Below are 24,700 nucleotides of genomic sequence, written 5' to 3' on the forward strand. Positions count from 1 at the left end.
ATCACTTCCTCTGAAACCCTTTGTAATGTGCTACAATATCCTTGTCGCTGAACTTGTGGTTCGGGTCCTTTCTGCCAAGGAAATAAACTCCGCTCGCGGTATCTACATTAAATGAATCGGGCACGAGATGGTCGAAAAATCGGATCCAGCCAAATGCCATCGCAATAACAATAGCTGCTTTTTTGCTGCGTGTAAGTCCCCAGGCAGCATACCGCACATTCCAGAGCAGCACGGTGCCGATGCCGGTCAGAAAGCCCGAATCCAGTAATTTGAAATCCTTGAACAGCAGACGGTGACCGCTTTCGGTGAAGCGGGTGAAGTCGTAAGGGCCTTCGTGCACATGCTGCTGGAACGGCGTTTCGGCGTAAACGATACCGCCGGGTTTAAGCACGCGGTGGATTTCCGCTACTACACGTTGGGGGTACATCACATGTTCGAGAACCGCCTGGATCCAGATACCGTCGATACTGTTATCAGCTATGGGCAGGGAGTGGCCATCGGCAATGAAATCGGTATTAGGAGATGCATAGATATCGAATGAGAGCACATTAATGTCTTTCGCATCGTACATTCCCGCGGCCCCGTTCCCGACGGCCCCGCCGCCGATAATCAGCGCGGTCGATTTTTTGTCCGGATATTTAGGGACACTTTCCAGGAACTGCGCGAGGTTCCGCTTCGTTTTGCCGTCGCCGCCCCAGAAAATTCTCTTGATAGCGTCATATTTGTTGCCGCTGCGTGGGATCAAGCTCTCCCCCCCGGTGGCAAGTAGCGACTCTTTGCTCAGAATGGTCTGGTCGAAATTGACGAGAATAGGGATCTTTTTTTGAATTAATGGTATCTTCTCAGTTGAATGAAGGCATGACGAGCCAGTACAGTAAATGTTTTCGTCCTCGATTTTCAAAGCAGACAAGCAAAGTGGACAAGCCATTATTCCACTTCGAATTTGTTCCATAAGGGTAGGACTTAGTGTGTTCATAGGGTGTGTCTTTTAGTTAAAACGGCTAGCCGCCTGTCGATAAGCGCAACTAAACCTTCCAAATATATCATAGACCTGGACGATCCGGCGTAATTCTGTGGGCGAAATGAGCAAAGGGTCGAATATTCATGACCATCGGTTAGACCTATTTATTGCTATTTGATTTTCGTAACTTTGCCGCATGGAAAAACCGGAATCACTCGAAGAATTCTATCAATACAAATTCAACTGGCTGCCGGAGAATTTGCAGCAGGATATCGGGCATTTCAATGTGTTCCCGATGGGCGAAAATTTACTTGCTAACCCTACGCCTGCGCGGTACAGCCGCAGGGATTTCTACAAGATTGCTCTGATACGGGGTAAAAACCTTTATCATTACGCCGACAAAAGTCTCGAACTCGACGGAACCGCACTGATGTTTTTCAATCCGACGGTACCTTATACCTGGGAAGCGGCTTGTGACACGGTGACGGGGTATTTCTGTATTTTCAAGGAGGGTTTTTTCTCTGAAAAACTGCGCGGTAACGTTGCGGATTTACCCATGTTTGCCGTGGGTGGAAAGCCGTCCTACATTCTCAACGACCTTCAGGATGCCCATGTCAGTCAGATTTTCGAGAAAATGCTCGATGAAATCGCGTCGGACTATCCGTTTAAGTACGACCTGCTGAGGAATTACGTGACCGAACTGGCACATTACGCTCTGAAAATGCAGCCCAGCGAAGCATTATACCAGCACCCCAATGCAAACTCGCGGATTACCGCCGTATTCACGGAATTGCTCGAACGCCAGTTCCCGATCGAAGCGCCGTCGCAGCGGTTTACGTTGCGTTCTGCGCACGATTTCGCGGAGCAACTCTCTGTGCACGTCAATCACTTGAACCGCGCCATCCGCGAAACAACCGGCAAAACGACAACGACGCACATCGCCGAACGCCTTACCTCCGAAGCAAAAGCACTTTTGCGGCATACCAACTGGAACATTTCGGAGATCAGCTACTGTCTAGGCTTCGAAGAACCGTCACATTTCAACAATTTTTTCAAGAAGCAGACCAGTTTTACCCCATCTGCATTCCGGGTTGTTTGAATTTTGCAAGTATCTGTTTGAACCGCGCAATGCCCCGGTGCCGCGGCCATTGTACTTTTGTCATATTAAAACAATCAACAAAAAACAATGGAAAACAGAAAAGTATGGTTTGTTACCGGCGCCTCCAAAGGGCTGGGATTGGCACTCGTGCAAAAATTATTGGCTAATGGCTTCGCAGTAGCTGCTACGTCGCGCTCCATCGATGAGCTGAAAACCGCAGTGGGAAGTACAGAAGCGCAGTTTTTGCCGCTCAGCGTTTCATTAACAGACGAGCAGAGCGTCGGCAAGGCGATTGCCGATACACTGGCGGCATTCGGCCGTATAGACGTGGTCGTCAACAATGCAGGGTACGGCCTGGCCGGCAGTCTGGAAGAGCTGTCGGATGCTGAATCGCGGGGCAATTTTGATGTGAACGTCTTTGGGACATTGAATGTGATCCGTGCGGTGATGCCGCATTTGCGTGCGCAGGGGGCAGGGCATATTCTTAACATTTCGTCGATCGCCGGTATTACAGGAGCATTTCCGGGCTTCGGGATTTATTGCGCTACGAAATTTGCGGTTAATGGCCTATCGGAATCACTGGCGGCGGAAGTGGCGGATTTCGGCGTGAAAGTGACGATTGTCGAGCCGGGTTATTTCCGTACCGACTTTCTTACCGCAGGTTCATTTGTGACCCCTAAAAACAGGATCGCCGCATATCAGAACGTGCGTGATTCGGAGGCATTGCACCAGCAGCAGATCAACGGGCAGCAGCCCGGCGATCCTGTCAAAGCTGCTGAGGCTATGATTCGCATCGCAGGCGAGGTCAATCCTCCGTTACACCTTATCCTGGGCGAGGATGCATTCGGTCTGGCGCAAAGCAAGATAGCTGCGTTCTCAGGTGAGCTGGAAAAATGGAAATCAGTGTCTGTTTCGACAAATTTCGACGTTTAACTGACTTGAAAATATCCTTATCTTGCGGCATTGACAGCATTTCAAACCAAAACAAACTATGGCCGTTGAAGGAAAAATAAGGGCAGTCGTCACCGGGGCGACAGGTATGGTGGGTGAGGGGGTACTGCTGGAATGTCTGGAAAATCCAGACGTCGAATCTGTACTCACTATCAACCGGCGGCCGCTTGAAATGAGCCATCCGAAGCTCAAAGAGATCGTACACAAGGATTTCTACGACATTTCCCTCATCGAGGATCAGTTGAAGGGCTACAATGCCTGCTATTTTTGCCTGGGCGTATCATCGGTTGGAATGAAAGAGCCTGACTATAAGCGCGTAACCTACGACCTTACGATGCACTTTGCGGGGGTACTCAGTCGTCTGAACCCGGATATGACCTTCTGCTATGTTTCGGGAGCCGGTACCGACAGCACCGAACAGGGCAGCACCATGTGGGCAAGGGTGAAGGGCAAAACCGAGAATGATTTACGCAAACTTCCTTTTGATCAGGTGTTTGCTTTTCGTCCGGGGTTTATGAAGGCAACAGAAGGACAGAAAAACCTGCTAAGCTTGTACAAATATATCGGTTGGATGTACCCCATCGTGAAAGCGATTTTTCCAAACTGGGTTTCTACGCTTACACAGGTCGCAAGAGCGACGATCAATGTGACGAAGTACGGCTACGACAAAAATATCCTCGAAGTAAAGGATATTAACCTCGTAGGAGATAGGCAGTACGTCTGATCATTTCATTTTCTCGTACGAGAATGCATCGCCTTTCAGGAGCGGATGTTCGCCTATTAAACCGTTTTTTTCTGGTTTAAGGATGATATTTTCCACGAAAATCTCGATGATCCAGGGTTCAATACGGAACTCGAAATAGTTGTCGTCCGACTCCACCGGAAATGAAGTGTAACGTTCAGGCGCCAATGAGAAAAAGAGGTCGATGCCGGTCGTTTTGGTCTTCGGTATCTGAAACATGCCTTCCTGGTTCATTTTACCGTACTTTTCGCCTCCTGCGGTCTTGATAAGTGTTTCGAAAAAAGGCAGGATCTGCGCGTTGCTATCGACAATTTTGATCGTGGTGAACTCGTCGGAGGCGGTTTTACTCGTCACCAGCGCGAAATCGCGTTCCGGCCTTGGACGACTGTTGAGAATGATTCTTCCGTCCTGAAACTGCCATTTCCCGTTTCCCCGGCGGTCCATTGCACCATAGGAGAAGTAGAGCTCGAAGGTGCTGTCGGGTTTAAGAAGGAGCGCGGAGGCGGTTTCCATTACGCCCCGTAAATGGTACTCGCCCGGAATGGAATTCGGCGCCTGCGCAGCAGCAGAGCCTGCAAGGAACAATGCGGAGAGGAGGTGGAGTGTTTGCTTCATTGCAGGATAGTTTAAAGTGTATAGTTGAGTATGCCGTGTTCCGCTTAGGACATACGACTTAGGAAATTTAACTAAAAACAGCCGTTTTATCCACGGGATAATTATTATAAGGCGTAAATACTGAGCATGTAGAATAACGAAGCCGGACCCATCGCTGGATCCGGCTTCACTTTTTTATCGGCAGTCGATTAATTAGCAAGTGGTACTTCGTTGCTCTACCCACTGGATGATTTCATTGGCGCGTTCGAGTCCTCGTCGGGCAACAACAACATCTTGTGTGCCGTCATAGCCCATATATAAATGAAGGAGTTCGTAAGCATTCACGAAGTTGCTCAGCACTTTTTTGTCAATTGAGGCTAGCTGCTCTTTATACCAGTTAACGTCCTTCCGTTTTTTGTTTTTGATTCCCAAAAAGCCGTCGAGCGCCACGAGTATACCGGTGTAAGCAGCATGCCCAGCTAGTTTCACATATTTCCGATCAGTGTACAGATCATTTTCTTTGCTGGCCTTATCCCTTAAAATAGTCCGCGCGTTTTCAACATAGCGTTTAGCTTCAAGAACAGGGTTTTTGTCTGTCATAGTGATGTGTTTTAAAATGTTACTTATCTGTCGGTAACTGATTAATTAGCAGGCGGGGCAGTTCGTTGCTCTACCCACTGGATGATTTCATCGGCGCGTTTGAGGCCGAGTTGCGCAATGCCTGCTTCTCGGGCGCCATCATAACCCATATATAGATGCAGCAATTCATACGCACTCACAAAGTCGTTAAGTACTTTTTTGTCAACCGAAGCTAACTGCTCCTTATACCAGCTAACGTCCTTCCGTTTCTTTGTTTTGATACCAAAAAAGCCGTCAAGTGCCACGAGTACACCTGTATAAGCCGCGTGCCCGGCCAGTTTGACATACTTGCGGTCGATATACAGATCATCTTCCTTAAGGGCCTTTTCTCTCAAAATAGTACGTGCATTGTCTACATAGCGCTTTGCTTCGAGAACAGGGTTTTTGTTTGCCATAGTGATGTGTTTTTAGTTTCAGTTAAAACAAAAATACATCTTTCAATACCCTATTACAATTCCAAAACCTCCCTCGGTTTCTGCGGTTTACGGCGTTTTTCGCTCCACAGATACAGCGGTGGGATGAGGATTGGCGCGAAGAGCAATGTGCTGGTCAAGCCGCCAATGATTACCGTCGCAAGCGGCCGTTGAACGTCGGAGCCGATGCCGGACGAAATAGCGGCCGGTACCAGACCGATAATCGCTACCACCAGAATGGACAGCATGGCCCGGAGCTGTTCGGAAGATGCTTCGAGCACGTGGTCTGCAAGGTCGTTTTCGTGCGCCTGGGCGGTCCGGTTCAATGCGGATACGAGCAACACGCCGGCCATCACGGAAATACCGAATATGCTCACAAAGCCCACCCCGGCTGAAACATTGAAGTAGTACCCGCGGATCAGCAAGGCGACAATGCCGCCGCCCAGTGCAAAAAGGATGCAGCTCATCGTCACCATCGTGTGCGGAAGGTTTTTGAAAAGCATAAAGAGGAACAGGAAGACCATCACAATGGTGAGCGGAATGGTGAATGCCAGCTGCTTACCGGCGCGTTCGAGGTTTTCGTACTGGCCACCATAAATGATGCTGTAACCCTTTGGTACGTGAACTTGTGCATTGAGCTTACGCTGCAACTCCTTTACAAAACCTCCCTGGTCGCGACCGCGAATGTTGGTGCGGACGGTGACCATTCGTTTGCTGCCATAACGATATATATTCGTCTGGCCTTCAATGAAATGGATGTCTGCCAGCTGGCTCATGGGTATGAGCGCGCCCGTGAGCGAGGGCACTTGCACGCTCTTGATCGCGTCGATCGAGTTGCGGTATTTGGGCAGAAAGCGGATCACGATATCGTATCGCTTGGTGCCGTCATAAAGCGTCGAAATGGTTTTGCCGCCGATGGCCGCTTCAATCATGTTCTGAATATCGGCCACATTGATTCCGAAGCGGGCTGCCGCCTGCCGGTTGATATTAATAGCCAGCTGTTCCTGAGGACCTTCCTGTTCGATATTGACGTTGTCAGCACCAGGGGTAGCTTTCACGATTTTGGCAATGGCTTCCGCCTTTTTGCGCATCATATTCAAATCGTCGCCCACCACGGACACTGCCAAATCGGCCGCGCTACCGGTCACGATCTCCATTACCTGGTCGATAATCGGCTGGCCGGAAGAGAATGCAACGGCGGGAAGCTGCGCTTGCAGGTCGGCTTTGATCTTTTCCACCAGTTCCTTTTTGGTAATGGTGTGGCTCCAAAGGTCGTAGTCCTTCAATCCGACGAGGATTTCGTTCCGGTTAGCAGGGAATGGGTCGGTACCGTCGTCGTTGCGGCCCGTTTGTGTGATGACGAACGATATTTGCGGATATTTGGCAATGATCTTCCGAATTTTTGGCGCGTAACTGGCATTTTCCTGGATGGTAATGCCTGCCGGAAAGTTACCGCGGAGGAATATCGAGCCCTCATCGAGTGTTGGCAAAAACTCGGTTCCCAGTTTGATACCGAATAAAACCAGTATGGTCACAATGCTGAAACCGATCAGCACTGTGGCTTTATAATTTTTCAAAAAGCCACTCAGCGCGTTGGAATACGACTTTGTAAGGAAATCCAGTACAAAGTTTTTATGATCTTTCATCGGCTTCTCAGGATCGGCCAATGCTTTTTTGTAGGCAAATGAAATGAGTACGGGAATAAACGTCAACGCGGCCAGCATAGAACCGATTACAGCGAATGCGAGCGTCAATGCCATGGGAGAGAAGAGTTTACCTTCCACGCGCGTCATAAGCAGGATAGGCATGTACGCGAGGATAATGATCGTCACCGAGAAAAAGATCTCACGGCCCACTTCCTGCGCCGACAGCAATGTGATTTTGACGATTCCCTGCTGCTTCTCTTCGGGACTGGCCGTCCGGTATTTGCGGATCAAATGCTCGGCCATCACGCAGGCACCGTCCACGATAATACCGAAGTCGATCGCGCCCAGGGAAAGCAGGTTTGCCGGAATGCCGGTCAAACGCATCAATATAAACGCAAACAGTAGCGAGAACGGAATGGTAAGCGCGACCACCAATGCACTGCGGATGCTGCCCAGGAAGAAGATCAGCAGGATTACCACGATTGAAATACCCTCAAACAGCGTATGCGCCACAGTTTCCAGTGAATGGTCGATGAGGAAGCTGCGGTCATAGAGGGGTTTCAAATGCACGCCTTCGGGCAGTTCGCTGGCTTCGAGGTCGGCGATCCGTTCTTTTAATACTTTCAAAACTTCACTCGGGTTTTCGTAGCGGCGGAGCAGGATAATACCCTCCACACCGCTGCTAACATCCACTTTATCAGCCGTTATGGTGTAGCCCATTACGCCGCTGGGCGGTGGAGGCGTGATTTCGACAGTGGCGACATCCCGTACAAATACCGGCACCCCATTGTCCGATTTCAAAACGATATTCTGTATATCCTGCTCATTCTTAATGGCACCGAGCCCGCGGATGGCAAAGCCCTGGCCGCCGCGAGCGATCACATTACCTCCGGTATTCTGGTTGTTGGCGTTGATCGCGTCGATCACATTTTGCATCGACAGGCCGTATTTCACCAGCTTTTCAGGCGAAGTAATGATGTGGAATTGCTTCAACGGGCCGCCGAAAGTGGTCACATCGGCAATGCCGGGTACTTGGAGCAATGCAGGTTTGATCACCCAATCCTGTAAATCACGAAGCTGCGTGGGGCTGTAACTGGGCGGTGCTTCTACCACATAACGCAGGATTTCACCCACCGCGGTAGAAAGCGGTGCAAGCTCCGGTGCGACGCCGTCCGGCAGCTCAGCCGAAGCGAGCCGTTCGGTAACTTGCTGACGGGCGAAATAATCGTCTGTGCCGTCTTTAAACGTAAGCTGCACTACCGACAGCCCAAAGATCGTCCGGCTGCGTCTGTCGAGCACATTTGGCGTGTTTTGAAGGGCCCTTTCGATGGGAACGGTAACCTGTTGTTCCACTTCTTCGGCGGCGCGGCCGGGATACTGGGCCACTACGATTACATTGGTATCGGCGATATCCGGGTAAGCCTCTATTTTGAGCTGTGTAAAGCACCAGTAGCCGGCGCCCATCAGCACTACGCTCACAGCGATTACAACCCACCGGTTGCGAAGGCTGAAAAAAAGCAGGTTCTTGATCATTTTAAATCCACTTGTCTACATGGTTAGTGACTATAAACCCGCTTTTCACCTCTTTACGAAGCAATGTCAATGCGGATTTAACTTTTTCTTCCTCATCTATGAAGGAAATGACCATGGGCGTTTCGTCGAAACTGAACAGGTCGTTGGGGCGGCTCAGGTGCTTGCCGTCGAAGCCGAGGCGGCCACGGTACACGGTCGCTCCCTGTACTTTTTGTTTAACCAAAAACTGCATAATGTATTCAAACAGCGGAATTTCGTCCTTCCAGTGATCGGCACTGATGAAGATCTGAGCTTGAAGCATATCGGGAGGGGTTAATAGCCGAACGATAATCCTTTGAGTTGCATGACGCCTTTTGTCACCACATTTTCGCCTTCTTTCAGACCGCTGAATGCGACGATCCTGTCGCCGATCTGGTCGCCGATATTGACCTCGCGGCGCTCGAAAACCTGCGGAGCCGTTTTCAGGAAAACATAATTGCGGCCTTGCACGGTAACCAATGCATCTTTATTGATACTGAGCTTTTTACCCTCACTCAGACCAAAAGCGACTGTTCCGAACATCCCGGCTTTCAGTTTGCCGTTGGAGTTATTGATGTTCACGCGCAGTTTGATCATACGGGTGGTCTGGTCCACGAGGTCGGCGATGTCGTCGATGGTGCCGGTGAAATCCTCGTTCGGGAATGCGGTAAACTGGATAGTGCATTTGCCGCCTTTTTTTACCTGGCTGATGTCGCTCTCGGGTACGTCGCATATGATGTATGCGGTGCCTGCGGGCGCGGTGCGAAGCTGTTTCGGTTCAAAACCGCCCGCTTTCAGCTTGGTTTCGTGCTCGATAATGGCTGCCCGTTCGTTGATCAGGTTGGTTTCCTCCATCGACAGCGCGGTTTGCGATTCGAGCAGGTCCTTACCGGTGGCGGCGCCGTGTTCCTGCAAATCCTTGATGCGGGAAAGCTCGGTTTTACGCTGGCGGATATTGATATTCTGGATCTGGTTAATCATCGTCAAATGCTGCAAAAGCTGGGTATAGTTACCCGCAAGCTCAGGATTATCGAACAACACGATGTTGCCCGAAGCGCCCTCGTTCGAGCGCAGGACGGTGGCGGAAACTTTCGCCGGCGCGGTCACATTCGCCATGAGCGAGGAGCTGGAAATCTTTTCAGTCTGGAAAAAATTCGCGCTTTCGGCCAGCGGAAACGATATTTTGGTACCCGAGGCATTCACCACCGGCGAAGAATTGTCCGGTACGGGCTTGTTAGCGGCTTTGTTCTTGCAACCTGCCATTAATATCATGGCCAGGCAGGTGCAAACGAGTATGTTCTTCATGATTATTGCGCGATTTGATTGATCATTCCGGATGCGTAAAGGAGGTCGATGTAGCTCTGGCGGTACTGGCCGAGGACATCGTAATACTGCTGCTGCGTATCGAGCCAGCTGCGCTGGGCTTCCAGGAAGTCGATAATCGTCGTCCCGCCACGGAGGTAAGAATATTTAACACTGTTAAGGATTGTTTGGGATTGAGTTAGTAACTGATTGAAATTCTGCAAGTTTTGCTTGTGTGTGACATAGCTTTTGTAAGCGGTGAGGATTTCGGTCTGCGCTTGCGTCTCGGTGGCACGGAGGTCCTGTTCGGCTTGTTGTTTCAGCACCTGCGACTTTTTGATCTCGCCCTGGTTCCTCGAAAAAATGGGTATTTCGATGGTCCCGTATACGCCCATGTAATGTGCCTTGTTCTGCGGGTTATAAATGAGCCCCAGCTCAGGCACGGGCAATGCACTGGATTTTTGCAACTTTATGTTGGCATCGGCCACATCCATCGTCGATTTGATAGCCTGGATATCGGTACGGTTCTGCAATGCCTGCTCCACAATGGCGTCCATCCGGTCGGGAAATGCGAAGGCAAACTGGTCGGTGGTGTCGATCTGGATCGAGTCCTGAACGCCGATCAGGAATTTCAGGTTCGAAAGCTCGTTGCGATATTGCTGCGATGCCGATTTGAGCTGAATGTCGTACTGGTTTGCGAGCAGCTCCGTGCGGGCGAGATCGGTGGTAGTGATCACCTGGTTTTTCAGGCGCAACCGGTTGATATTCGCCAGTGAATCCACATTAGCCTTCGCAGTGCCCAATAAATCGAGCTGCTTGCGAGCTGCCCAGACATCCAGCCATTTCTGCGCAACTGACTGAAACAGATGGCGTTCTGTGTCGGCATATTGCTTTTGGGTGAGCCTGACGTTTTGCTGTGCGAAATTAATCTTATTCTCTCTCTGTACAGGCAACTGAAAAGGCTTGGTAAGCTGCCACCAGATCTGCCGGTTGGCACCATTAAACCAACCGGTGTTTTCAGGGAACTTGGAGGCCTGCACGAGTTGCAACGACTGGTTGTTCAATATCAGATTGGGGCGGAGCTGCGCCGTGGTAATGTCGGCCTGCGAGATGTCGACATTGAATTGCTCGCGTTTGAGAATGGGGTTATTGGACTTTGCCGTTTGCAGGGCTTGCTGCAAATTGTAGGTTGTCTGAGCCCTTGCCGACGCCATCCCCACCAGAACCAGGAGGAGAACCCGCTTTAAAACTGGATAGCACATGTTCGTTTAGTTTGAATTACCTGCGGGCAAAGGTTCTCAGTCGTGCTAAAAATGGTATTAAAACTGTTTTATAAAACCATTAAAATTCGATTATAAATAAATTAGAGCGCGTTGTAAAAGCGGTATTTGGGCACTGAACTGGATTTTGAGAGAAAATAAGTACTTTGCCAACCAATAGGGAATAATAGTAAAATAGAACTACTATTACAATATTTCTACATGCATTTCATCGTAGCCTTCTTTTTGATCCAATATGCCCACTCCGTCATGCAGCATACGGAGCACGCCTCCAGATGGGATAACTTTTTCAAGTACGGACGTATCGTCGTTTTTTCGCTGGTCGCGACGTACTATATAGCGGAGTCGCCCGACTGGTTTGGATGGATATGGAACCTGGGATTGCTCGGATTGGTGAGATTTTTTAATCAAAACGACGATTTCAAGTCGATTCGGTCCACAGCGCAATCGGTATTACCGTTCGTGGGAATATCAATGGTGAGCGACTTTTTCGAACTGGTATTTCCCAAGTTTTTTCATAGTTACGAGCAATTTTTTCAGATCGCGCTTTCCTTCGCATTCATTTTCTGTTTTGTCATCTGGTTTTACGCCCGCAAGCAGCAGAAGGTTCTGGCACAGGAGCGGGAAGAGCGGCTGCGCGAAGAACAGATCGCAAAGGAAACGAAACTGTCGCTCGAATACCTCGTGGCAGAGCGTACACAGGAACTTACCCAGCAAAAGGAAGAGCTGCAAAAGACCATCGAAGAATTGAAGGCAACTCAGAACCAGTTGATACAAAGCGAGAAAATGGCGTCGTTAGGTGAGCTTACCGCCGGAATCGCGCATGAGATCCAAAACCCGTTGAACTTCGTCAACAACTTCTCGGAGGTCTCCGTGGAGCTCTGCCAGGAGTTGGAAGAAGAGATCGACAAAACCAATATCGATGATAACGATAAGGAGTATATTAAAGGCATTATCGGCGACCTGAGCCAAAACCAGCAGAAAATCACGCATCACGGTAAACGTGCCGATTCCATCGTGAAGGGAATGCTGCAACACTCGCGGGCGTCGTCGGGCGAGAAGGAGCCTGTGGACGTGAATGCGCTCGCTGACGAGTATATGCGCCTCGCATACCACGGCCTGCGCGCGAAGGACAAGGAATTTAATGCGGCATTGGTAACCGATTTCGATGCGACGATCGGGACGGTCAATGTGATGCCGCAAGACCTTGGCCGCGTTTTCCTCAACCTTTTTACCAATGCATTCTACGCCGTGGCCGAGAAAAAGCGGAAACTAACCGAAGCCGGGCAGCCGGGCGATTACAGGCCGGAAGTGAAAATCAGTACCAAGAAATTTGATAACAAACTATATATCAGGGTTTCGGACAATGGAACGGGTATGCCGGAGCATGTGAAAGCGAAGATATTCCAGCCGTTTTTCACCACCAAGCCGACCGGTCAGGGAACTGGTCTGGGTCTTTCGATGAGCTATGATATCATCACCAATGGTCATGGCGGCGTGCTCGAAGTAGATACGGTGGAGGGAGAAAGAACCGAATTTCGCATTACCATACCCATCGCCTGATTAGCCATACATAATTACTATGAAAATACTGGTTGTAGACGACGAGGAAGACGTGAAATCGCTTTTCGAGCAGAAATTCCGCCGCGAGATCCGTGGGGGGCAATTCGAGTTTTCGTTCGCGTTTTCGGGTGAGGAAGCATTGGAATTCATGCAAAACCATCCTTCGGAGGTGGTTATGATCCTTTCGGACATTAATATGCCGGGCATGAGCGGGATCGAACTGCTGAAAAGGATCCGGGCCGATCACCCATCAGCACCACCGCAAGTGATGATGATCACCGCCTACGGTGACGCCGCCAACCACGACCAGGCCATGCAGCTCGGAGCCGACGATTTCCTGACCAAACCTGTCAATTTTAACGAACTGAAAGAGAAACTGCTCCTGTTATGAAAGCCAAAATACTCGTAGTGGACGACGAGGCCGACCTGCAACTGCTGATCAAGCAGAAGTTCAGGCGGCAGATCCGCGAACAGCAATATGAATTCATTTTTGCTGAAAACGGCCTGCAAGCGCTCGAAATGCTGGCAGAGCATCCCGACGTCGACATGGTTTTGAGCGACATCAATATGCCCGAAATGGATGGGTTGACGCTGCTCGTACGCCTCGGCGAATTGAGCCCGATCCTGAAATCGGTGATCGTTTCGGCTTATGGCGACATGGACAATATCCGCACCGCTATGAACCGCGGCGCATTCGATTTCCTTACAAAGCCAATTGATTTTCGAGATCTGGAAGTCACAATGGAGAAAACGCTCCAATATGTAGCACAGTTGAAGGACACTTTGAAGGCCGTGCGTGAAAATGATATTCTGAGAATGTACGTCGATGCCTCCGTGCTGCAATTCATGACCCAGGAAACGTTCGAAAAGTCGCTTATGACGAGCGAAAACATCGAGGGAACGGTCGTTTTCATGGATATGTGCGGTTTTACGGCCATTTCAGAGAAAGAGCAGCCCGACCGCGTAGTGAAGCTGATCAACAAGTATTTCGATGTGATGGTGAAGGAGATCATCGCCCAGGGCGGGCACGTCGATAAGTTCATGGGCGATGCTGTAATGGCCGTTTTCCGGGGTGAATATCACCTCGACCGCGCGGTGGAATCCTCGCTGGCGGTTCGCAATCATATCAATGGTTTTAAAGAAGAATTGTCCGACCAGTCGGGGTATTTTCCGAAGGTTTCCATAGGCATTAACTCGGGCGAAATGGTATCCGGGAATATTGGTTCGGCTGCGTTGAAACGGCTAGACTATACGGTGATAGGCGATGTCGTGAATGTGGCCCAGCGCCTGCAGTCCATTGCCAAACCAGGGCAGGTAGTGGTGCCGGAATCGGCCTATGAGAAGCTCAAAGAAGCATTTAAATGCAGCCTGGTGGGCGAGGTTAATCTCAAAAACAAGTCGAACCCGGTATTGATCTACGAAGTGCTCGAATAGCTATGCAAATCGATAAGGCTGAACAATATGTGCTCGAACGGCTGGAAAAAGAGCTGGACCCTACGCTTTTTTATCACGGCATCCATCACACGCTCGATGTAGTACAGGCATCCGCTGAAATAGCTGCTTTGGAGGGCATTACAGACGAAGAATCATTGACGTTGCTCCGCACGGCCGCTTTTTACCATGACAGCGGATTTATGGACACCTATCAGGGCCATGAAGAAGCCGGTTGCGCGCTCGCACGAGAAGTTTTGCCCGGATTTGGCTACACGGAAGGTCAAATCGGAGCCATATGCGGGATGATCATGGCTACCAAGATCCCCCAAAGCCCCAAAAACATGCTGGAAAGGATCATTTGCGACGCCGACCTGGATTACCTCGGTCGCGACGATTTCGAGGGCATTGCAGCCACTTTATTCGAGGAATTGAAGGTAAGGGATATGGTGGAGGATATTCCTGCATGGGATGCCGTGCAGGTCAGGTTTCTGGAAGCGCATTGCTATTGGACACCTTCCGAGCAGAAGCGCCGGGATGCCACCAAAGAGCAGCATCTCCAACAGCTCAAAAATGGGGCACGCGCGTTATAAACGGCGCATTTTCTCGTTTTGCACGCGGATACGCTGGCACAGGATGCGCAGCACATTGCGCAGGATTTCGTCGCGTTCCTCCATCAGTTCAAAGAAATCTTCCTGGTCGATGCGAAACACCAGCACGTCGGTTTCGGCTACGGTGGTGGCCGAACGCGGCTCGGTGTCGAGCAATGCCAGCTCCCCGAAAATCTCGCCTTTATCGAACAATGCAAGCTGTTTCGGACCGTCGTAAATGCCCACCTGGCCCGTGTAAATGATGTACATCGAATCGCCGAGATCGCCCTTGGCGAATATTTCCTGGCCGTCGCTGTAAGTCACCTCCTTCATGATCGGGGCGATGGAGCTGAGCACGTTTTCAGGCGTCTGCGCGAAAAGCTGGGTGTTTTTAAGGACGATCACCCTTTCCATTTCGGAAATCTGCTGGGTAGGTTCGGCGTGTTTCATAGGGATTCTAAGCGAGAATTTAAGGTCGGGGCGCAAGGCGAGGATTGCATATCGTTCGTGCACTGCCTCGCGTATCAGGCGCGATGAATGGTTGGCGAGCTTTTCGAGATGGATCAGATCGGCTTCGGTGATGTCGCATTTGCCGACGGCGAGCGCGATGGTCCAGGTCGTGAACGACCGCTCTTCCTGCGAAAGAATGGTGGTGATCAGCGACAGCCCGGGATCGACGTTGCCCATATACTGACGCAGCGCGTCGCGCTTTTTCTGAATGGAAATGTTTTCGAACAATGCGTGCAGCGATGGGTACAACATACGCGGCAAAAGGCTCTCGATCAGTTCGAGCGAATTGGCACGTTTTTCCTTGCTCGCATGCCGGATTCCCTTCCATGCACTCTGTACAGCTTCCTTATCATACTGCATCATGAAGAGGTAAAACAGCCTTTGTGCGGTGAGTTCGAGCTCGTACTCCAACGCATTGTTCCAGGTAATATCGTTTTCGGAAGCATCCATTCCGTTGAGCAGCTGCCCTGCGTGAATCAGCTCTTTTTCAACAAATTCAGGGGTAATTTCTTTATAATCAGAGATTAAAGTATAGTGGCTCAGGGCTTTTAATGCTGCAATATGGGTGAAACTATCGATATTTTCAATATGAATATCACTTTCCTTCCTTTTAGTATTGGATATATTTTCAGTATTAATTAAAAAATTACGCTGGTAAATATTTTTAATAAGGTTGAAAAGTATTTGAAGTATAAATTCATGTCTACCTTTTTCAGCCGTTTTGATGAACGTCCGGATGCGGTCGCCGGTGGTATCCTGCTGCAACCATTCCTCGATAATGCGGATCCCGAGGTCGCCGGAGTTGATCATCGCGTGAATGGTCGAAGGTGTTAAAGTGCCGGTGAGCACCAGGCGCAGATCGCGTAGCAGGGCGGGGGAACCCACGGTGGCAGCTACCTCGATGGCATAGTTGCGCACGCGTTGTGAGCCGTTATGAATGCAGCTTTTGAGCAGATTTTCGTAAGTGTTGATGCCCGTTACTTTCAGGCAGTCGAGTGCAGCAAGCTGGTCGCTTTCCTGCTCCGAGCCGAAGAGTCGTTGCAACGTGCCGTGGATTAGTGGCAGGGCCTTCCCGGCTTCCCAGCAGCCGATGATAGTGCCCTTCACGATGTCGAGATCGTCGTGTGCGAGGAAGCGGGCGGTTTGCTCTTCGTTCAGGCGCCTGTTTGCACAGGCGAGGCGCACGGCAAGGACCTGGCAGGCGGCGTCGGGTTCGTTTTCGATGTATTGGATAAATGCGCTTGAAAGCTCGGGTTTGTCGAGTGCCGAGAGTGTTTGCAAAGTCTTTAACCTCACCTGTACAAACGGGTTTTTCAGCAGCTCGTCGGCGTGTTTGCGGAAGAGCGAAACCTTGTTGCGCGCCAGCCAGTCGATCGCATTCAAAACCTCTTCTTTGCGGTCGCTTTGGAGGTTTTCGGTGATGATCGGCAATGCTTCTCCGGGAGAGGCCATTTCGCCGCTACGGATAAACCGCTTGCTGATCGCCGATTTCAATTCCTGCATGTAATGGCGGTAGGTTTTACGGAACACCACCAATGCACCCAATGCGAACAGCAATGACAAGTCGAAAGTAAGGCTGATATCGCTCCAATGCTGCGTGTAGATGATCCAGAGCATCGCACCAGCGATGAGCATCCCCAACGGCTCAAAAAGCCCCTTGGCGAGCGTGTGGCCTTTCAAACGCGTTTTGGTGGAAAGCGGCTGGAACAAAACAAGGAATACGGGGTCGAAAATCGTCCGCCTTACCAACTCGAAAAGCAGGTAGGCGATGCAATAATACACCAGTAGCGAAGGCTCGTCTTTGCGGAAATAAGACGAGATGAGCAGCCCGAGCGAAATGGCGATGGTCGTCAGCGGCAGCAGGTACAAGGTGAGTTTGATGCCGAAACGCTCCACGGTTTTACTTGAAAACAACATTTTGACGAACGTCGAAATCACATAAGTGGCCGTCAGCAGCGAACCGACGAAGAAAATCACGTCGTGCTGGCTGTGGAATTTGTATTTGACATTCACAAAAAAGTGGTACTCGATCCACGTGGCCGTGGCTGCAATGGCAACCATTCCAATGCAAAGTGAGGTAAGCAGTTTGTTGCCGCCAAAGTACTTCTGGATAATACGGGAATCGGATTCCGTCGCACGCGTGCGGGCGTGGTGCGGGTTCGGAATGTCGGTATGCCGGAACGTCAGGATCTGCGTGTAGAATGCCAATGCAAAGAAAACCAGCGAAATAGCCAGCAAAATGGCCAGTACCGATGGCGAATGAATTAGTATCGCAAGCACGGCACCCAATGCTTTGGCCGGCATGTCGCCCGAGCCGATCACGCTGAATAACCGTTTGCTTTGCCGCACATCGAAAACCAATGCGGATAAGCCCCAGAATTCCAGGTTGATAAGCAAATAGATGATCCGGTACCCCACCATCACGGCAATAGCTGTGGCAACACCGTGTCCGACCAGCAGCAGGCCCATTACGATCACCACCATGAACAGTGACGAGAGCATGGTACCGAGGCTCAGCTTTTTCAGTAATAAATGGTGTTCGAAATACTCATAGATTTTCCCCGAGGCCATCACAGCGAGCGCGGCGGCGATGTAGGCAAGCGGCAGCGAATATTCGGGATGGTTTTCGAGCAGGAGCACATTGGCCGAGACATAGACCAGCGTGGTACCTACATTCGTAAAAAAGTTATGAAAGAAAAAAAGGATCGTTTGCGGATTAATAGACTTCGTGAAGCGGTTTTGGCTTAGAAATGGGATCATAGAAGTGGAATGCTAGCGTCGCTACTGTAAAGTAAACACTTATTATTCCTTTTAAAAACCTGAAACGGTCACTTTCCGGCCTTTAAAAAGCCGGAAAGACTGATCCTCAACCCCGTATGATCAGTACGGAGGGAGAGTTGGAGAGCCACACGCTGTGCGATTCGACGGCCTTGATCCAGCTTTCGAGGCTGATCACCATCAGGTCCTGGCTTTGCAGAAAGTCTTTTTCAAGCACATTTTCATAGAGCATGGTCACGTTTTCAGGCGATTTTTCCTGCAAAGCATCCAGTGCCTCGCCGGTCTCTACATGCTGGCTTACGGTCTGAGACGGGTCCATGATCGTCATTCGCAGCCCGCTTACGGCCGAAAGGCGTTCGGCGAATGGAAGCAGGCGTCGGTCCTCCGGTGTGAACAGCGGCATGAAAACGCTCTTGACCTGTTCCAGGTTCTTTTCAATCAGAATGCCGACAGGTATCTTCACCGACCGGATGATATGCGTCGTACGCTCGTCGAACACATCGGCGTGGAAGAGCTTTTCTTTGCCGGTAATGGTATCAAACAGGCGCTCGCGGCTCACGAATTTGGATGTGAAACCCAATATTTTGCCTAAAAAAGTACCTTCAAAAACCGACTTGCCGATCCCGATCATAAGCATGTCGAACTCGCCGTCGTTCGCTATTTCGATGATATCGTGCTCGATATTCTGGGAGGGTTTGAACAGGGATGTGAAAGTAGTATTGAGCACGTGGGCCTCTTCGTTGATCGGGCGGAAGGTTTCGTATTGGTATTCTTCGGTATTGACCTGGTTAAGATAGCTGCTGGGCGACAGGTGTAATGCGGTGATATGCTGCTCATCGGGCTGCCTGGAAACCAGCTTGTCGGCCAGGCGGAGCATTTTGCGACCTCCCTGGGGACTTGCAAACGCAATGAGTACTGAGAAACGGGACGGCTCGTGTAATTGATGAAGTTCGTCCCATTTCGCGCCAGGAAGGAATTTATCGATCAGGTCGAGGGCTGGCCCTGTCATACAAGTTGTTGCAAGGGCCATAATCACCATCATCGCGAATATTTCGGGGGAAAGCACACCGATATCATAGCCGATATTGAGCACTACGAGCTCCATCAGGCCCCGCGTATTCATTAGCGACCCGATGATGAGGCTATCGCGCCAGGATTGTTTAACGAACCGTGCCGCTACGGCGCTTCCTATAAACTTGCCGGTCACAGCCGCGAGGATGATCATCCCGGTGACGGCCCACAAATGCGGGTCATTGAGCAGGCCTATTTGCGTTCTTAATCCGGTGAAAACGAAGAAGAGGGGCAATAGGAGCACGAGCGAAACGTCTTCCACTTTTTCGATGAAAATATTGCGGAAGCGCTGGTTCGCCGGCATGATGACCCCGGCCATAAACGCCCCGAAAAGGGCGTGGATGCCGATTATCTCGGTACAATAGGAAGAAAGAAGAAGCATTAAAAAGAACACGGCCACTACGGGCTTCGTGAGGCCTTCGCGATAGGCATAGTGGTCTCCGATGCGTTTGAGCAACGGTTTTACCACTTTCAGCATGACAATAACGTAACCTGCCGCAAGCAGGATAGTGTAAATCGCGCTCACAAATTCGCCGGCTTTCACGATGGCGATCACGGCTGCCAGGATACACCAGGCGGTAATGTCGTCGGTAGCGGCGCAGGTGATGACCATCATGCCCAGGCGTGTACGCGACAGCCCACGTTCCTGCACAATGCGTGCGAGTACGGGGAATGCGGTGATACTCAGTGCAATACCAATGAATAGGGAAAAAGAAAGGAAGCTGATTCCCTCCGGGGCAAAGTCGGTGTACATGTACAATGCGAGGCCCACGCCCAATGCAAATGGGAAAATAATACTGGCGTGGCTGATCACGATGGCTTCCTGCGCCTTGGTTTTCAAGACGTTCAAATCCAGCTCCATGCCGATGATAAACATGAAAAGTATTAATCCCACCTGGCTGAGAAATTGCAAGTTGCCTAGTGAGTTAGCCGGGAAAACCAATGCGGATACTTCGGGATAGAACATTCCCAGCACCGAAGGCCCCAGGAAAATACCCGCAGCGATCTCGCCGATCACAGTCGGCTGGCCGATAGTCTTGCACACCCAGCCGAACAGCCGGGCAACGATGATGATAGTGACGATTTGAAGCAAGAGCGTGGCGAGCGGGTGGTGGATGTTATGCCCGAAGGTATCTGTAAATTGCTCCCAGGAAGAGGTGGTTGTCTGTTTTTGGGTAATCTGGCCGGCTTTTTCGAGAAATGTGCCCTGTCGGATAAAGAAGTAAAGCAGGGCCGAGAAAATTCCTATAGTAATGCCGTAAAATAGTACGTTGCGAATGTTCTTCATCAGTACATGTGAGAGTGAAGCGCGCAAAATACTGAATTAAGCCGAAAGATGGTAGGACTTTGCGCCCTACCATCTTTCAAAAAGCTAGCTCCAAAGGCGGTCGTGCGAACGTTTTTCGTTCCAGTCGGGCGTAGGGGCGAAGTAGGACTTGTCCTTCGGATGCAGGTGTTTCTTCACCTCCTCGTCGACCAGCTCGATGCCCAGGCCGGGAGCTTCCAGCGGCACAGTAGCGTAGCCTTTGTCGATCAGCTTGCGCCCGTCAGTGGTTTTCACGAGGCTTTCCCACCAGGGCACGTCCACCGAGTGGTGTTCCAATGCGAGGAAGTTCTGGGTAGCGGCAGCGCAATGCACGTTGGCCATGAAGCTCACGGGCGTACCTGCGAAATGCATCGCCATGGCAATGCCGTGATCCTCTGCATAATCGCCAATGCGTTTCGTTTCCAGCAACCCGCCCGATGAGGCCAGATCAGGGTGAACGATATCTACCGCGCGCCGTTCGATCAGCGCCTTGAAACCCTCTTTGAGGTAAATGTCCTCACCGGTGAGTGTTGGAGTTTCGAGCGCTTCGGAAATGGTCTTCCATTGGTCGGTGTATTCCCAGGGCACCATGTCTTCGAACCACGCGAGGCGGTATTTATCGAGTGCTTTGCCCAGACGAATGCCATTATTTAAGTCAAAGTGGCCATAATGGTCGGAAGACAATGGAATTTCGTAGCCTACCACACCGCGTACTTCTTCTACGACCTTGGCCATTTCTTCAAGCCCTTTCGGAGTGATCTGGATTGCGGTGAAAGGGTGCTTGGTGTTTGCATAGGAGTGGTAATCGCCCGCCCATTGTGAGAAACCTCCGCCCCAGAACTTGTTGTTTACGACGCTGTTCTCATTGTTGCGCAGCATACCGATTGAAATATCCATTTTAAGCCAGGTGTATCCCTGGTCCTGGGTACGGTATTTGATTTTTTGCTTAAACTCATTGATATCGTTCGACTCGGGCGTATCCGCGTACAGGCGGACTTTGTCGCGGTAACGGCCGCCCAGCAGCTGCCAGCAAGGGACGCCATACGCCTTGCCGCAAAGATCCCAAAGTGCCATTTCCACTCCGCACACGCCGCCGGCCTGCCGGCCATGGTAACCAAACTGTTTGATCGATTTAAACAGCTGCTCCACATTGCAGGGGTTCTGACCCAATAAATGGCTTTTCAGGAATAACGCGTAACGCTCGTCGGCACCGTCGCGCACCTCGCCGAGGCCGTAAATGCCCTGGTTGGTATCGATGCGGATAATAGGTGTCCGGCCCACATTCTGCACAATGCAATACCGCAAGTCGGTGATTTTCAGTTCCGAAGGTTTAGAGGCACGGCTCACTTTGGAAGTCGCCTGAGCAATGGTGTCCTCGGTGGACATCGACATAAAGCCCCCCAGCGCAATGCCGCCTACCGCCGTTTTACGCAGGAAGTTACGGCGACTATCCCTGGTAGCAGGATTCGCAATTTCCGCCGCAGCGGCCGCTTTCTCAGCGCTTTCAACTTGTTTATTGGATTCAATGATTTGTTTTAGGATGTTTTTCATTTTTTGTAAAGCTTTAAGCCTTAGGCTATAAGCGGTAAGCTTTGGGCTGTAAGCTTTAAGCTATAAGCGAAATGATTAAATTAATTCAACTTATAGCCTACTGCTTATAGCTTACAGCCTACTGCTTATAGCTTACAGCAATTAATAATTTCTTTCCTTCAAATAATCATCCAACTCCTTCTTCGTCATTGGCAACTTGCCGGGGTAGTTGTTTACCCAATTGAGAAAGTCCTTCTGGATTGTGTCCGACCATTTGGTATCGATTTCCCCGGGCGTGTACTTGCCTTCGCGCAGGCGCAGGTGACCGAACTCGTCGCGCAGGGCTGTTACCTCGGAGGTGATGACCAATTCTTCTACCAAGTGCGCCGGAATGAAGATCGTGCCGTATTTTTTAGCCAGCACCACATCTCCCGGCAGCACCACTGCACGACCGATACGGATAGGCGTGTTGATGTTGGTGAGCATCATTTGCTGGATGTACGAAGGGTCCTGGCCTTTGATCCATGCATTGAAACCTTTGATCTCACTCAGCCCTTCCACATCGCGTACCGAGCCGTAAAAGATCACCCCGCGCTTGGATTTGGCATAAATAGAGTTGCCCAGGTTGTCGCCGATGAGCGTACCGTCGGCGATTTTACCGTAACCGTCGGCCACGTACACGTCGCCTTCTTTGAGGACGTCGATCGGCCAGGAGTTGGTGCCGCCGGTTTGCACGCGGCCTTCTTTTTTACCGGTTTCTTTTACCAAATCCTGCAAATCGGGGCGGGCGGGCATGTATTGCGCCGTTACCACGCGGCCCGTCATGGTACTGTCGTTGTGGATCAGCTGCCATTCACCTTCGAACTGGTTGTGGTAGCCTTTGTTGCGGAGTACGCCCCAGGCCTCTTCCATTGAAATATTTTTCAGGCGCGCCAGGATGGCATCCGAAACACGCGGCCGGCCATCCGGTGAGCGTTCGCCTTTCCAGCCGGACGTGTAGGCTTTGATCTGATCGGGAGTGGGGGAGATCGCTTGTGCGTGGGAAGCGAGGCTTCCCAGCACAAACGTTCCCGCAAGCAAGGTTTGTTTGAGCATAAAAGAATGATTAAGGGTTAGCAATAGTTATTATTTATCCCAAAAAACGGGTGTTCCAAGCTCGTCAGGGCCCATTCTGGCGACGGCCTCGTTGTAGTTGGCCTCGTTCACGGAGCGTTCACGGACCGGGTACACCAATCTCTTGATGAAATCTTTTACGGATGGGTCTTTACCCGGGTAGTTATTGATCGGCAGCGTCGGGAAGCCGCTTCTGCGAAAGTTGGCCCAGGCTTCTGAGCCATTCAGGAATGAGGAAATCCAGTACTGGTTGTTGATCTGCTCCAACGCCTTGGCTGGCACGAACGGGTTGGCTGTCAGGAATGCATTCTGACTCGCTGCCGGAATGGTTGCGAGCACGTCATACGTAGGCAACTGGCTCATATGCGCTCTCACTCCGGCTTCGTAAAGCTCTTTTACGTTGCCCGTTGCCCAGCCGCGCTGTACCGCTTCGGCTTGTAACAGCAGGGTTTGCGACCAGGTGATAAAAAACTCGGGCGCATCAATTTTACCGAGTGTACGACGGTTGATCTGCGAATATTTGAATGCGGAACCAATTTTGCCCGGAAAGCCGGGTGCATTAACTATCGTCGATTCGTTGTAGCCGTAGGGCATCCCTTCCTGGTCGGCAGGCGTTGTATTCTCGGCACCGGCGGTGGCCAGCGGGTTACTTGGGGCCTCATATTTGACGGCAATGACCTGAAGGCGCGGATCACCCGAAGTTTTCAGGAAATCGATGAATGCTTTGCCCATGTACACATTGCCACGCTCCGTTCCCTGGAAATAACCTGCCAGCGGATGGTTGAATGTGCTGTTAAATGCGATGTAGGCATTGTCGGCGTTGGAACTTTGGACGCCGCCATTTGCAGGATCAAGCGCAATGGCTACCACGGACTTCGCTGTGGCAGGGTCAATTTTAGAATACCGCATTCCCGCGCGCAACAACAGCGAATTTCCCAGTTTTTTCCATTGCGCAATATTGCCTTTGAAGAAAAGGTCGCCTGGTTCAACAGGTTTGCTGGCGTCCAGCGCTTTGGTACCTTCCTGCAATTCTTTGATGAGGTCCTGGTAAATCACTTTCTGATCATCGTATTTCGGCAGATTAATTCCTTCAAGAAACGCCTTCCCAGCCTCAGAATAAGGCACATCACCGTAAGTATCCACCAAAACCATAAAAACATAAGCCTTCCAGATCCGCGACATATTGTAGAGATTGCTGCGTGCCGGATCATCCTTTGTTTTTGCGATGACTGTGGTAAGCAGGTTCACCGGGCCGTTTTGCAGGTACAACGAGTTGAAGTTCGCGTTCGAATTCGGATCGGAAAGCGCATTGTGGTTTCCTCCTTCTACAACCCCGGTATAAGGCGTGTTGATCTGCTGTACGATTTGCATCTGGTAGTTCTGCGTGGCGATGGCCGACGAGAACTCAGCATTAGAAAACAAATATATAGGGTCGATATCTGTCGCGAGAACAGGGTTCTTGTTAACCTCCTCAAAACCGCTGTCGCAGGAATTAGCCGATGCGAGAATAGCTAGCGCTGCTGCGTATATGAATAGTCGTCTCATAATAATGATTGAATGATCCGCCGTGGAACGGGGAATGATTGAATGACTGAATGATTGAATGACTGAATGTTTTCCTTCCTCCTTT

Annotated in this window: 20 protein-coding genes; 7 read left to right on the forward strand and 13 right to left on the reverse strand. The window is 50.7% G+C overall.

The genetic code is table 11. The features are described 5' to 3' along the window. Position 1: 1 nt before the first annotated feature. Positions 2-928 (reverse strand): class I SAM-dependent methyltransferase, encoded by a 927-nt coding sequence (locus tag AC2YIT_RS08240; protein WP_487278864.1) that lies wholly within the window; start codon positions 926-928, stop codon positions 2-4. A 229-nt stretch (positions 929-1,157) separates the two neighbouring features. On the opposite strand from AC2YIT_RS08240, the gene AC2YIT_RS08245 reads away from it, so the two are divergent. The 3 genes from AC2YIT_RS08245 to AC2YIT_RS08255 all read left to right on the forward strand — a co-directional run bounded on the left by AC2YIT_RS08245 (position 1,158) and on the right by AC2YIT_RS08255 (position 3,735). After that, the gene (locus AC2YIT_RS08245) at positions 1,158-2,060 is read left to right on the forward strand and encodes a helix-turn-helix domain-containing protein (RefSeq protein WP_430848268.1); all 903 of its coding nucleotides are present in this window, start codon (positions 1,158-1,160) and stop codon (positions 2,058-2,060) included. An 87-nt stretch (positions 2,061-2,147) separates the two neighbouring features. Beyond that, positions 2,148-2,993: an oxidoreductase gene (locus AC2YIT_RS08250; RefSeq protein ID WP_430848270.1), complete on the forward strand. Its 846-nt coding sequence runs from the start codon at positions 2,148-2,150 to the stop codon at positions 2,991-2,993. 58 nt (positions 2,994-3,051) lie between these two features. Continuing rightward, the gene (locus AC2YIT_RS08255) at positions 3,052-3,735 is read left to right on the forward strand and encodes an NAD-dependent epimerase/dehydratase family protein (protein ID WP_487278865.1); all 684 of its coding nucleotides are present in this window, start codon (positions 3,052-3,054) and stop codon (positions 3,733-3,735) included. Here AC2YIT_RS08255 and AC2YIT_RS08260 read toward each other — a convergent pair whose 3' ends face one another. The 7 genes from AC2YIT_RS08260 to AC2YIT_RS08290 all read right to left on the reverse strand — a co-directional run bounded on the left by AC2YIT_RS08260 (position 3,736) and on the right by AC2YIT_RS08290 (position 11,160). Further along, on the reverse strand, positions 3,736-4,368 hold the full coding sequence (locus AC2YIT_RS08260; protein WP_487278866.1) for a hypothetical protein: 633 nt from the start codon (positions 4,366-4,368) through the stop codon (positions 3,736-3,738). Between the two features lie 192 nt (positions 4,369-4,560). After that, positions 4,561-4,947 carry a DUF5618 family protein gene (locus AC2YIT_RS08265; RefSeq protein WP_487278867.1) on the reverse strand — a complete coding sequence of 129 codons (387 nt, stop codon included), beginning with the start codon at positions 4,945-4,947 and terminating at the stop codon, positions 4,561-4,563. Positions 4,948-4,988: 41 nt separating this feature from the next. Continuing rightward, entirely contained in the window at positions 4,989-5,381 is a 393-nt protein-coding gene (locus tag AC2YIT_RS08270; protein WP_487278868.1) for a DUF5618 family protein, read from the reverse strand. A gap of 53 nt (positions 5,382-5,434) precedes the next feature. Continuing rightward, positions 5,435-8,578: an efflux RND transporter permease subunit gene (locus AC2YIT_RS08275; protein WP_487278869.1), complete on the reverse strand. Its 3,144-nt coding sequence runs from the start codon at positions 8,576-8,578 to the stop codon at positions 5,435-5,437. Between the two features lies 1 nt (position 8,579). Then, positions 8,580-8,879 (reverse strand): DUF190 domain-containing protein, encoded by a 300-nt coding sequence (locus tag AC2YIT_RS08280; RefSeq protein ID WP_106598220.1) that lies wholly within the window; start codon positions 8,877-8,879, stop codon positions 8,580-8,582. Positions 8,880-8,890: 11 nt separating this feature from the next. Further along, a complete protein-coding gene (locus AC2YIT_RS08285; protein ID WP_487278870.1) occupies positions 8,891-9,901 on the reverse strand; it encodes an efflux RND transporter periplasmic adaptor subunit in 1,011 nt (336 codons plus the stop codon). A 2-nt stretch (positions 9,902-9,903) separates the two neighbouring features. Continuing rightward, positions 9,904-11,160 carry a TolC family protein gene (locus AC2YIT_RS08290; RefSeq protein WP_430848284.1) on the reverse strand — a complete coding sequence of 419 codons (1,257 nt, stop codon included), beginning with the start codon at positions 11,158-11,160 and terminating at the stop codon, positions 9,904-9,906. A gap of 219 nt (positions 11,161-11,379) precedes the next feature. Between AC2YIT_RS08290 and AC2YIT_RS08295 the strand changes: the two genes are divergently transcribed. From AC2YIT_RS08295 to AC2YIT_RS08310, 4 genes are read left to right on the forward strand one after another with little or no spacing between them, the layout of a single operon-like run. Continuing rightward, positions 11,380-12,741, forward strand: a complete 1,362-nt coding sequence (locus tag AC2YIT_RS08295; protein WP_487278871.1) for a sensor histidine kinase — start codon at positions 11,380-11,382, stop codon at positions 12,739-12,741. A gap of 19 nt (positions 12,742-12,760) precedes the next feature. Further along, positions 12,761-13,132 (forward strand): response regulator, encoded by a 372-nt coding sequence (locus tag AC2YIT_RS08300; RefSeq protein WP_430848288.1) that lies wholly within the window; start codon positions 12,761-12,763, stop codon positions 13,130-13,132. Beyond that, positions 13,129-14,175, forward strand: coding sequence for an adenylate/guanylate cyclase domain-containing protein (locus AC2YIT_RS08305; RefSeq protein ID WP_430848290.1), 1,047 nt, complete (start codon positions 13,129-13,131; stop codon positions 14,173-14,175). Before AC2YIT_RS08300 ends, AC2YIT_RS08305 begins: the two co-directional genes overlap by 4 nt. Positions 14,176-14,177: 2 nt before the next feature. After that, a complete protein-coding gene (locus AC2YIT_RS08310) occupies positions 14,178-14,765 on the forward strand; it encodes an HD domain-containing protein (RefSeq protein ID WP_430848292.1) in 588 nt (195 codons plus the stop codon). Here AC2YIT_RS08310 and AC2YIT_RS08315 read toward each other — a convergent pair. The 5 genes from AC2YIT_RS08315 to AC2YIT_RS08335 form a co-directional block, all read right to left on the reverse strand. After that, on the reverse strand, positions 14,760-18,032 hold the full coding sequence (locus AC2YIT_RS08315) for a cyclic nucleotide-binding domain-containing protein (protein WP_487278872.1): 3,273 nt from the start codon (positions 18,030-18,032) through the stop codon (positions 14,760-14,762). The two genes, AC2YIT_RS08310 and AC2YIT_RS08315, sit on opposite strands and share 6 nt — an antisense overlap. Before the next feature lie 106 nt (positions 18,033-18,138). After that, complete coding sequence (locus tag AC2YIT_RS08320) at positions 18,139-20,409, reverse strand: cation:proton antiporter (protein WP_487278873.1); 2,271 nt, start codon at positions 20,407-20,409, stop codon at positions 18,139-18,141. A gap of 84 nt (positions 20,410-20,493) precedes the next feature. Continuing rightward, positions 20,494-21,978, reverse strand: coding sequence for a mandelate racemase/muconate lactonizing enzyme family protein (locus AC2YIT_RS08325; protein ID WP_487278874.1), 1,485 nt, complete (start codon positions 21,976-21,978; stop codon positions 20,494-20,496). A gap of 141 nt (positions 21,979-22,119) precedes the next feature. Then, positions 22,120-23,052 carry an RraA family protein gene (locus AC2YIT_RS08330; RefSeq protein WP_487278875.1) on the reverse strand — a complete coding sequence of 311 codons (933 nt, stop codon included), beginning with the start codon at positions 23,050-23,052 and terminating at the stop codon, positions 22,120-22,122. A 30-nt stretch (positions 23,053-23,082) separates the two neighbouring features. Next, a complete protein-coding gene (locus AC2YIT_RS08335; protein ID WP_430848302.1) occupies positions 23,083-24,615 on the reverse strand; it encodes a SusD/RagB family nutrient-binding outer membrane lipoprotein in 1,533 nt (510 codons plus the stop codon). Positions 24,616-24,700: the final 85 nt, after the last annotated feature.

It is taken from the genome of Dyadobacter sp. SRI_021 (assembly GCF_057586235.1).